This window comes from Streptomyces purpurascens (assembly GCF_045040895.1).
Lineage (GTDB): Bacteria > Actinomycetota > Actinomycetes > Streptomycetales > Streptomycetaceae > Streptomyces > Streptomyces purpurascens.
On record NZ_CP108341.1, the window covers coordinates 6742242 to 6753638 of the forward strand.

General features: G+C 72.3%; 7 protein-coding genes and 1 pseudogene. 4 read left to right on the forward strand and 4 right to left on the reverse strand.

Annotated features, from left to right (window positions below):
• Positions 1 to 108 precede the first annotated feature (108 nt).
• From OHU35_RS30880 to OHU35_RS30895, 4 genes and pseudogenes are all read left to right on the forward strand, one after another.
• Complete coding sequence (locus tag OHU35_RS30880) at positions 109 to 2319, forward strand: 1,4-beta-glucanase (protein ID WP_405507582.1); 2211 nt, start codon at positions 109 to 111, stop codon at positions 2317 to 2319.
• A complete protein-coding gene (locus OHU35_RS30885) occupies positions 2319 to 4298 on the forward strand; it encodes a beta-galactosidase (protein ID WP_405507584.1) in 1980 nt (659 codons plus the stop codon). Before OHU35_RS30880 ends, OHU35_RS30885 begins: the two co-directional genes overlap by 1 nt.
• Positions 4295 to 6483, forward strand: a pseudogene (locus OHU35_RS30890) (glycosyl hydrolase family 95 catalytic domain-containing protein). The gene OHU35_RS30885 and the pseudogene OHU35_RS30890 overlap by 4 nt, the downstream one beginning before the upstream one ends.
• Positions 6484 to 6519: 36 nt before the next feature.
• Positions 6520 to 7233, forward strand: a complete 714-nt coding sequence (locus tag OHU35_RS30895) for a glycoside hydrolase family 12 protein (RefSeq protein ID WP_405507585.1) — start codon at positions 6520 to 6522, stop codon at positions 7231 to 7233.
• Between the two features lie 30 nt (positions 7234 to 7263).
• On the opposite strand, the gene OHU35_RS30900 is transcribed toward OHU35_RS30895, so the two are convergent.
• The 4 genes from OHU35_RS30900 to OHU35_RS30915 form a co-directional block, all read right to left on the reverse strand.
• Complete coding sequence (locus OHU35_RS30900; protein ID WP_405509364.1) at positions 7264 to 7749, reverse strand: sulfotransferase family protein; 486 nt, start codon at positions 7747 to 7749, stop codon at positions 7264 to 7266.
• Positions 7710 to 8132 (reverse strand): hypothetical protein, encoded by a 423-nt coding sequence (locus OHU35_RS30905; protein ID WP_308400964.1) that lies wholly within the window; start codon positions 8130 to 8132, stop codon positions 7710 to 7712. Before OHU35_RS30905 ends, OHU35_RS30900 begins: the two co-directional genes overlap by 40 nt.
• A 110-nt stretch (positions 8133 to 8242) precedes the next feature.
• Positions 8243 to 10285: a TIM-barrel domain-containing protein gene (locus tag OHU35_RS30910; RefSeq protein ID WP_405507586.1), complete on the reverse strand. Its 2043-nt coding sequence runs from the start codon at positions 10283 to 10285 to the stop codon at positions 8243 to 8245.
• A 70-nt stretch (positions 10286 to 10355) separates the two neighbouring features.
• Positions 10356 to 11369, reverse strand: a complete 1014-nt coding sequence (locus tag OHU35_RS30915; RefSeq protein WP_405507588.1) for a LacI family DNA-binding transcriptional regulator — start codon at positions 11367 to 11369, stop codon at positions 10356 to 10358.
• Positions 11370 to 11397 lie beyond the last annotated feature (28 nt).

Sequence of the window (11397 nt, forward strand, 5' to 3'; positions counted from 1 at the left end):
GCTGTGGTCGTTCGCGCCCGCGCGGCGGAGCCGCAGATCGATGCAGTCCCGCGCCCCCAAAAAAGGGCCTCCGCCCCCCTCCCTGTCTTGTAAGGACCGAGGTACGTCATGCGCACTTTCCACCTCAGCAGACGCGCTGTGCTCGCCGGGACCGCCGCCACCGCCGCCGTCGCCGCACTTCCGATCGTCCAGGGCAGCGCTCAGGCCGCCACGCCCGCGGCCGCCGCGGGAACCGCGTACCGCTGGCGCAACGCGGTCCAGGGCGGCACCGGGTTCGTCACCGGCGTGCTGTTCCACCCCTCCGTCCGAGGCCTCGCCTACGCCCGTACCGACATCGGCGGCGCCTACCGCTGGGACGACCGGACCGACCGGTGGGTCCCGCTGACCGACCACATCGGCTGGGACGACTGGAACCTGCTCGGCGTGGAGGCCATGGCGGTCGACCCGGCCCACCCGAACCGGCTGTACCTCGCCCTCGGTACGTACGCGCAGTCCTGGGCCGGCAACGGGGCCGTGCTGCGGTCAGAGGACCGCGGGGCCACCTGGAAGCGCACCGACCTCACCGTGAAGCTCGGGGCCAATGAGGACGGGCGTGGGTGCGGGGAGCGGCTGCTCGTGGACCCGCGGGACAGCGACACCCTGTGGCTCGGCACCCGGCACGACGGACTGCTCAAGTCGACCGACCGGGGCGCCACCTGGAAGGCGGTGGGCTTCCCGGCCACGCCCAGCGCCACCGGCCAGGGCGTCACGCTCCTGGTCGCGGCGGGCCGTACGGTCTACGCCGGCTGGGGCGACTCCGACGGTACGGCCGGCAAGCCCAACCTGTACCGCACGTCCGACGCCACGACCTGGGAGGCCGTCCCCAAGCAGCCCGCCGGCACCGCCGCCAAGGTGCCGATCCGGGCCGCGTACGACCGGCACACGCGCGAGCTGTACGTGACGTACGCCAACGCCCCCGGCCCCAACGGCCAGTCCGACGGCAGCGTGCACAAGCTGCGGACGACGGACGGGAAGTGGACCGAGGTCACGCCGGTGAAGCCCGGCGGGGCGACGGAGGACGGCGGGACCGACTCCTTCGGGTACGGCGGTGTCGCCGTCGACGCCCGCCGGCCCGGCACCGTCGTCGTCTCCACCAACAACCGCTGGGCGCTGGTCGACACCCTGTACCGGACCACCGACGGCGGCCGCACCTGGAAGTCCCTGAAGGACAAGGCCGTCCTCGACGTCTCCGAGACCCCCTACCTCACGTTCGGCGCGGACAAGCCCAAGTTCGGGTGGTGGATCCAGGCCGTCGGCGTCGACCCCTTCGACTCCGAGCACGTCGTCTACGGCACGGGCGCGACCCTCTACGGCACCCGCGACCTCAAGCACTGGGCGCCGCAGATCCGGGGTCTGGAGGAGGCGTCCATACGCCAGCTGATCTCCCCTCCGGCCGGAGAGGCGCACCTGATCAGCGGGTCCGGGGACATCGGCGTGATGTACCACGAGCGGCTCACCGCCTCCCCCTCCCGCGGCATGGCGTCGAACCCGGTGTTCGGCACGGCGACGGGGCTCGCGCTGGCCGCGGCCGAGCCGTCGTACGTCGTGCGGGCCGGGTGGGGCGACAACGGCAACGGCGCCTACTCGAACGACGGCGGCAAGAGCTGGGCGCCCTTCAAGGCCCAGCCGGCCATGGCCAGGTCCGCGCCGGGGCCGATCGCCACCAACGCCGACGGCAGCGTGCTGCTGTGGTCCTTCGGCTCGGCCAACCCGGGCTACCGCTCGGCGGACAACGGTGCCACCTGGTCCGAGGTCGCCACCTTCCCGAAGGGCGCCGTCCCGGTCGCGGACCCTGCCGACGCGACGCGTTTCTACGCCTTCGACACCACGACCGGGACGCTCCACGCCAGCACCGACAGCGGCAAGACCTTCACCGCGCGCGCCACCGGCCTGAACTCGGGCGACAGCGAATTCCAGCTGGCCGCGGCCCCGGGCCGCTCCGGCGACCTGTGGCTGAGCCTGAAGTGGAACGGGCTGTACCGCTCCACCGACGGCGGCGCCACCTTCACCAAGGTCGGCAGCTGCTGGGCCTCGTACACCCTCGGCTTCGGCAAGGCCGCCGAGGGCGCCTCCTACCCGGCCCTCTACCTGGTCGGCTCCACCGAGAGCAGCACCGCCGTGTACCGCTCCGACGACGAGGCGAAGACCTGGACGCGGATCAACGACGACCAGCACCAGTGGGGCTGGACCGGCGCGGCCGTCACCGGCGACCCGCGCGTGTACGGCCGGGTCTACATCGCCACCAACGGCCGCGGCGTGCAGTACGGGGAGCCCTCCTGATGTCCGAGAGGAAGCGTCCCGACCTGTCCGATGCCACCTGGGGCCGGCTCCTCTTCGGCGGCGACTACAACCCGGAGCAGTGGCCGGAGGAGACCTGGCACGAGGACGTCCGGCTGATGAAGGACGCAGGCGTCAACTCCGTCACCCTCGGGGTGTTCTCCTGGTCGAAGCTGGAACCGGAACCCGGGGCACGGGAGTTCGGCTGGCTGGACACGCTGATGGACCTGATGCACGAGGGCGGCATCGGGGTCGTCCTCGCCACCCCCACCTCCTCGCCCCCGCCCTGGATGGGCCGGCTGCACCCCGACACCCTGCCCGTCACCGAGGACGGCCGCACCGAGTGGTGGGGCGGCCGGCAGCACTTCTCGCACTCCAGCGCCACCTACCGGCGCCACGCCGCCGCCGTCACCGAGGACCTGGCCGCCCGCTACGGCGGCCACCCGGCCCTGACGATGTGGCACATCAACAACGAGTACTGCACCTTCGACTACGGCGACGAGGCCGCCGCCGCCTTCCGGCGGTGGCTGCGCGAGAAGTACCGCACGCTCGACGCCCTCAACGAGGCCTGGGGCACCGCCTTCTGGAGCCAGGGCTACGACACCTGGGACGGCATCCTGCCGCCCCGCCTGCCCCACTACATGCGCAACCCCGGCCAGGTCCTGGACTTCCGGCGCTTCACCTCCGACATGCTCCTGGAGTGTTACGTCGCCGAGCGGGACATCGTCCGGCGCCACACCCCGGACCTGCCGGTCACCAGCAACTTCATGCCGCTGTGGTTCGGCCAGGACGCCTGGCGCTGGGCGGGGGAGGAGGACGTCGTCTCCGTCGACCTCTACCCCGACCCGCGCGATCCGCTCGGCGCCCAGAACGGCGCCCTGGTGCAGGACATGACCCGTTCCCAGGCGCGCGGGCCGTGGATGCTCATGGAGCAGGCGGCCGGGCCGGTCAACTGGCGCGGAGTGAACCACCCCAAGCCGCGCGGCCTCAACCGGCTGTGGTCGCTCCAGGCCGTGGCCCGGGGTGCCGACGCCGTCTGCTACTTCCAGTGGCGGCAGTCCCGGCAGGGCGCGGAGAAGTTCCACTCCGGCATGGTCAGCCACGCCGGGGAGGAGGGCCGTACGTACCAGGAGGTCAAGCGGCTCGGGGCGGACCTGGCGAGGATCGCCCCCGAGGTGACCGGCCGCCACATCACCGCGAACGTCGCGGTCCTGCACGACTGGAACGCCTGGTGGGCCGGCGCCCAGGACGGCCGCCTCTCCACCCGGGTCGACTACCCGGACGTGCTGCGCGCCTGGCACCGGGCCCTGTGGCAGGCCCACCTCACCACCGACTTCGCGCACCCCGAGCACGATCTGACGCCGTACTCGATGGTCGTCGTGCCCCAGCTGTACGCGCTCACCGACGCGGCGATCGACAACCTCCTCGCCTACGCGCGCGGCGGCGGCACCCTCGTCTGCGGTTTCCTGACCGGCGTCGCGGACGAGGACGACCGGGTGCGCCCCGGCGGCATGGACGCCCGGCTGCGGGAGCTGTTCGGGATCCGCACCCTGCACGAGTGGTGGCCGCTGGACGCGGGGGAGACCGTCGCCTGCGAGGGCTTCCGGGGCACGCTGTGGTCCGAGGAGATCGAGCCCGCCGATCCAGACGACACGAACCGCTACAAGGGCGGCGAACTGGACGGCATGCCCGCCGTCCTGCGCAAGGGCAGCGCCTGGTACCTCTCCACGCTCCCGGAGCCGGAGGCGCTGCGCGACCTGCTGGCCCGGATCGCCGACGGCGCGGGCGTCCGGCCGGTGCTCGACGGCCTTCCCGAGCAGGTGGAGGCCGTACGCCGGGGCGAGCTGCTGTTCCTGCTCAACCACGGCCGCGAGCCGGTGACCGTCGAGGTCCCCGGCACCCACCACGACCTGCTGGCGGGCACGGCCGTCACCGACCGGGTCACCCTCGGCCGCTACGAGGCGGCGGTGCTCCGGCCATGACCGCCTCCACCCCCGTCCACGGCACGTGGGAGCCAGGACCGGCCGGCCGCTGGGAGGACGGCTTCCTGAGCGGCAACGGCCACCACGGCGCCCTTGTGTTCGGTGACCCGGACATCGAGCGGGTCGTCGTCACGCACCACACCCTGGTGCGCCCCAACGGCAGGAACCCCCGGCCGCCGCAGCTCGCCGGGGACCTCCCCGCGCTCCAGGACCGCCTCCTGGCCGGCGACACGACCGCCGCCGAGAGCTTCACCGACGGCCGGCCGCACCAGTGGGTGCAGCCCTTCCACCCCGCCTTCCAGGTCAGACTGCGCCGTCCGCCCGGTGCCCGGCGCGACTACCGCCGCGACGTCGACTTCACCACGGGCGTGGTGCGGGCCTCCTGTGCCGGCTGGACCAGCCGTGTCTTCGTCTCCCGCGCCGACGACGTGATCGTCCAGCAGGTCACCGGCCCCGGCCTCACCCTCGACGTCGACCTGGACCACCGGCTGCCCGGCGCCCCCACCGGACTGGGCATCGGCCACGGCGCCGTCCTCACCCCCGAGGGCGCCCTGCTCAGCCTGCGCGCCCGCTACCCGGACAGTGACCTGGCCTGCACCGGCGTCACCCTGGTCGCCGTCACGGGCGGCACGACGACCCTCGTGCCCCCCGGCGTGCGCATCGAGGGCGCCCGGTCCGTGCTGCTCCTCACCCGGGTGCACCGGCACACCGGCGAACTGGACGTCGTCGCGCAGGGCCGCACCCTGCGTGATCTGCCCCCGGAGTACGACGAGCTCCTCGACCGCCATGTCGCCCTCCACCGCACCGCCTACGAGCGTGTCACCCTCGACCTGGCCGCCGACCCCGCCGAACGGGCCCTGCCGGGCTCCGAGTTGCTGAAGCGGCCCCGCAGCGCCGCCCTGCTGGAGCGCCTCTTCGCGGCCGGCCGCTACCACCTGCTGTCCGCCGGCGGCCTCTTCCCGCCCCGCCTGACCGGACTGTGGAGCGGCGACTGGAACACCGCCTGGTCGGGCGCTTTCACCACCAACGCCAACCTCAACCTCCAGACCGCGTCCGCGGCCGCCGCGGCCCTGCCCGAGGTCACCGAGGCCCACGCGAACCTGATCGACCGCCAGCTCCCGGACTGGCGTGACAACGCCCGCGCGGTCTTCGGTGCCCGGGGTGTCGTCGCGCCCACGCACACCGACGGCGAGTCGGGCCACACGTACCACTTCGCTCGCGAGTACCCCCACCAGCTGTGGACCGCCGGTGCAGACTGGCTGCTCAAGCCGCTCGTCGACCACGACGAGACCCGGGGTACCCGCGACCCGCGCACCGCCGCGGCACTCGCCGAAGTCGCCCTGTTCTACGAGGACTTCCTCACCCGCACGGACGAGCACGGGCAGCTCGTCGTCGTCCCGTCCTACTCGCCCGAGAACCGCCCGGCCAACGCGAGCTGGGGCACCCTCAACGCGGCCATGGACCTCTCAGCGGCCCGCCACGCCCTGCGCACGGCCGCCTCCTACCACCCCGGCCCCGACGCCGACCGCTGGCACGCCCTCGCCGACCGCCTCCCGCCGCACCGGATCAACGCGGACGGGGCACTGGCCGAATGGGCCTGGCCGGGCCTTGAGGACTCCTACGACCACCGCCACTCAGCCACCTCTACGGCGTCTGGCCGCTCGACGAGATCACCCCCTACGACAGCCCCGAACTCGCGGCAGCCGCCCACCGCGCCCTCGAACTGCGCGGCGCCGAGAACGACTCCGCGCACGGCCATCTGCACCACGCGCTCATCGCGGCCCGGCTCAGGGACTCAGACCGCGTCGCCCACGCCCTCGGCCAGGTCCTGGACGGCGACTTCTTCCATGCCTCCCTGATGAGCGCCCACTACCCGAAGCGTGACGTCTACAACGCGGACGCCGCGCACACCCTGCCCGCCGTGCTGATCGAGATGCTCGTGCAGTCGACCCCGGACCGGCTGGTCCTGCTGCCCGCGCTTCCGGCGGCGTATCCGAGCGGCGCACTGCGCGGTGTGCGCACCCGCTTCGGGGCCGAGCTCGACCTCACCTGGACCCGGGACGGCGCCGCCGCCGTCATCAGGCCGGGCCGCACCCACCGCGTCGAACTCCGGACTTCCACCGGCACAGAATCCCTCCACCTGGTCGCCGGAGAAGACCACGTCCTCACCCTGAGGTCGTGGTAGTTCCCCCCCATCCCCCCACCCCATGGAAGGGACACCATGGCATCACGCACCCTCGGCAGGGTCACCAAGGCCCTGCTCGCCCCGGCCCTGGCACTCGGCGCGACCGTAGCCCTCGCCTCCGCCCCCGCCTCGGCCGCCGTCTGGAACTCCTGCGACCAGTGGGCCAACGCGAACCTGAACGGCTACACGCTCTACAACAACATCTGGGGCAGCGGCGCCGGCGCCCAGTGCATCTGGGCCAACTCGGGCACCAACTGGGGCGTCAACGCCAACCACCCCAACACCGGTGGCATCAAGTCCTACCCGAACCAGACGAAGGCGATCAACAAGTCCATCACCTCGCTGGGCTCGCTCTCCAGCAGCTACAACGTCAGCGTCCCGTCGTCCGGCGCGTACAACACGTCGTACGACATCTGGGACACGGACCACGACTACGAGATCATGCTCTGGGTCAACAAGACCGGGGCCGTCGGCCCGATCGGCACCTCGCAGGGCAGCGTCAGTCTCGGCGGCCACTCCTGGACCGTCTACAAGGGCACCAACGGCGCCAACGAGGTGTTCTCGTTCATCCGCACCTCCAACTCCAGCTCCGGCACCGTGAACATCCTGCCGATCCTGAAGTGGATCAAGGACACCAAGGGCTGGATGGGCAACGAGACCATCGGTGACGTCCAGTTCGGCTTCGAGATCACCTCGTCGTCCGGCGGCCTGGACTTCCGCACCAACAGCATGACCGTCAGCAGCAGCTGACGCCGTACCCGGGGCCGGGGCCGACCGCCGTCAAGCGCGGTCGGCCCCGGCCCGCAGCGCGTTGTAGTCCGCGAAGGCCGACTCGACCTCGGCGCGGGTCAGGCCGTAGCGGGACAGGTCGTAGGTGTGGCGGCGGGTGCCCTTGGGACGGGCGACGGCCGCGGGGAGACGGGCCGCGTCGGCCTCGGTCCAGGGGGCGCCGACGGCGGCGTGGAGCTTCGGGGCGCCGGTCGCGGGATCCGAGCCGAGCCACGAGTACGGGGCGTCCACCAGCTGCTCCGGCGGGATGGCGGCCCGGGCCGCGAGACCGCGGGTCATGGCGCGGCTCAGCAGGTCCAGCCAGGTCGCGCCGATGCCGGCCAGGTCGACCGGGCGGGAGCTGACGGCCATGCCGTGCTCGATCAGCGAGCAGAAGGACGCCATGACGGTGACCGGGTCGCGGTGGCACCACACGAGCGTGGCGTCGGGGAAGACCGTTACCGGTAGTCGGCGGTGAAGTCCCGCGCGCGGTGCCAGGTCTGGTACTCGGGGATACGGGCCTGGGAGAACGGCATCAGGGCGTGCGGAAGCGCGAACGTGCGCTCCTCGGGGCCCTCGGCGGCCATCGCGTGGATGTCGCGGAAGCGCGGCGCGAAGAGGTCCGTGCCCTGCACCATCCGGCGCCCGGCGGTGATCGCCTCGCGCCGCTGCCGGGGCGGCAGCTCCAGGTCGGGAGCGAGCAGTTCCAGCCGCCGCACCCGGGCGCGATTGGCCAGGTGCCGTCTGACGTGCGCCTGCGCGGACTGCCAGCCCACCGGAGTGAGGTTCCCGGCCTTCGCCCACCACCCCAGCAGCGCCCGGAAGCCGTCGACGAACTCCCGCAGCAGCAGGTCGGTGAGGGCGAGCGGAGACGAGGACACGCAGAGAACCTAGCCCCTCCAACTGCCCCGTGGTGGGTGGAAGTTGGCCGAACAGTCACGAAGGGGTGGCCGGTAGACCTCCATCGACCCGGCCACCCCTCGCGACACGGCTACTCCGCTACAGGCAGCCGTGCCCCGTCCCGCAGAAAGAGCGGGATGCGGTCCAGCGGGGCGTCGACCGTCACGGCCTGACCGCCCTCGTACGTCTCACCCGTCCACGCGTCCGTCCAGACGGCCCCCGCCGGCAGATACGCCGTACGGGCGGTGGCGCCGGCGGTCAGCACCGGGGCGACCAGCAGATCCGGGCCGAAGAGGTAGGAGTCGTCGACCGACCAGCCGGCCTGGTCGTCCGGGAACTCCAGGAACAGCGGCCGCATCACCGGCAGGCCCTCCTCGTGGGCCGCGCGCATCACGTCCAGCACATACGGCTTCAGACGCTCGCGCAGCCGCAGGTACTTCTCCAGGACGGCCCCGGCCTCCTCGCCGTACGACCACACCTCGTTCGGGCCGCCCGTCATCTCCGGGCCCAGCGGCATGCCCGGGTCGCGGAAGCCGTGCAGGCGCATCAGCGGGGACAGCGCGCCGAACTGGAACCAGCGGACCATCACCTCCCGGTACGCCGGGTCGTCCGGGTCGCCCCCGTGGAAGCCGCCGATGTCGGTGTTCCACCACGGGATGCCCGACAGGGCCGTGTTGAGGCCGGCGGCGATCTGGCGGCGCAGGGTCGGGAAGTCGGTGCCGATGTCACCCGACCACAGGGCGGCGCCGTAGCGCTGACTGCCCGCCCACGCCGAGCGGTTGAGGGTGACGATCTCCTCCTCGCCGGTCGCGAGCAGGCCCTCGTAGAAGGTCCGGGCGTTCTCGGCCGGGTAGGCGTTGCCGACCTCCAGGCCCGGGCCCGCCCAGTAGCGCAGGTTCTCCTGGAAGCCCGGCTTCAGCTCGGGCTCGCAGGCGTCCAGCCAGAACGCCGTGATGCCGTACGGGTCGAGGTAGTTCTCCTTCACCTTCGACCACACGAACTCCCGGGCGTCCGGGTTGGTGGCGTCGTAGAAGGCCACCTGGACCGTGGAGGCGACCTCCTTGTCGGGCCAGTCGGCGTGGGCCATCGGGCCGTACTGGGTGCCGATGAAGTACCCGCGCTGCTCCATGACCGGGTGGTTCTCGCTCAGCGGCGACACCGACGGCCAGACGCTCACCACGAGCTTGATGCCGAGCTCGTCCAGCTCACGCACCATCGCCCCCGGGTCGGGCCACTCCTTCGGGTCGAACTTCCACTCCCCGAGGTGCGTCCAGTGGAAGAAGTCGCAGACGATCGCGGAGATGGGCAGGCCGCGCCGCTTGTACTCCCTTGCCACCGCCATGAGTTCGTCCTGGGTGCGGTAGCGCAGCTTGCACTGCCAGAAGCCCGCCGCCCACTCCGGCAGCATCGGGCTGCGGCCGGTCACCGCGCTGTAGCGGCTCTGGGCACCGGCGGGGTCGCCCGCCGTGATCCAGTAGTCGATCTGCCGGGCCGAGTCGGCGACCCACCGGGTGCCGTTGTGTGCCAGCTCCACGCGGCCGATCGCCGGGTTGTTCCACAGCAGCGTGTAGCCCCGGCTGGAGGTCAGCACCGGGATGCCGACCTCGGCGTTGCGCTGGACCAGGTCCAGCACCAGGCCCTTCTGGTCGAGGCGCCCGTGCTGGTGCTGGCCGAGGCCGAACAGCTTCTCGTCGTCGTAGGCGGCGAAGCGCTGCTCCAGGCGGTGGTGGCCGTTGCCGACGGCCGTGTAGAGGCGCGATCCGGGCCACCAGAAGTGCGCGCGGTCCTCGGCGAGCAGCTCGGCGGAGTCCTCCGTCCGCAGGAAGCGGACCAGGCCCTCGGCGTTCACCTCGACGGTGAGCGCGCCGACGGTCAGCTGCCCTCGGCCGTCCTCGATCTTCACCGTGGACGGCGTCGCCGGGGCCTCGTCGAGCAGCGCGCCCGGGAGCCCCTCGAGGACCGGGCCGCCGAGCCGGGCACGCACCCGGACCGCGTCCGGACCCCACGGCTCGATCCGTACGGTCTCCTGGCGGCCGCTCCACTCCAGCGCGCCGTCCCGCTCGCGGAACGTGCCGACGGTGGGGGAGGACTGCGCCAGGCTCACCTGGGGCTGGGTTTCAGCAGGCTGATTCACGAGGCGGGCTCCTGTGCGGAAGCAGACAAGGGGGTGCCCTGGAAGGGGCGCTGTGCGAGGAACGGGACGACTACGGCCGGCTGGGCGCCGGTCCCGTGCTCGTCCGTACCGTCAGCTCGGGCGCGATCAGCACGACCTCGTCGCTGCCGCGCCCCTCGAGCTTGGCGACCAGGTGGTCCACGGCGTGCCGGCCCATCTCCTGCGCGGGGATGGCGACCGACGTGAGCCGCACGGAGGCCTGCGTCGCGACCTGGTCGGGGCAGATCGCGACCACCGACACGTCCTCCGGCACGGCCCGGCCCTGCTGCCGCAGCAGCGCGAGCAGCGGCTCGACCGCCGACTCGTTCTGCACGATGATCCCCGAGGTGTCCGGGCGCTCGTCGAGGATCCGGGCGAGGGTCACGGCCATCGCGTCGTACCCGCCCTCGCACGGCCGGTGCAGCAGCCGCACTCCCAGCTCCCGGCCACGGGACCGCAGCCCGTCGAGGGTGCGCTCGGCGAAGCCGGTGTGCCGCTCGTAGACGGCCGGGGCCTCCCCGATGACAGCGATGTCGTGGTGCCCCTGCTTCGCCAGATGCTCCACACACAGCGCTCCCGTCGCCCGGAAGTCCAGATCGACGCAGGTCAGACCGGAGGTGTCGGCGGGCAGCCCGATGAGCACGGACGGCTGGTCCGTCGCGCGCAGCAACGGCAGCCGTTCGTCGTCGAGCTCGACGTCCATCAGGATCATTCCGTCGGCGAGCCCGCTCCCGGCGACGCGGCGCACCGCGTCGGGGCCCTCCTCACCGGTGAGCAGCAGCACGTCGTACCCGTGCGTGCGGGCGGAGGTCGCCACCGCGATGGCGATCTCCATCATCACGGGCACATACATGTCCGTGCGCAGCGGGATCATCAGCGCGATGATGTTCGACTTGCTGCTGGCCAGGGCGCGGGCCCCGGCGTTCGGGTGGTACCCGAGCTCGCGGATGCTCCGCTCGACCCGCTGCCGGGTGTTCGCGGAGATGGACCGCTTGCCGCTGAGGACATAGCTCACCGTGCTCGCCGAGACTCCGGCGTGCTGGGCGACCTCGGCGAGGGTGACCATCCAGCTCTCCAAGCTTTGTGAAGCGCTT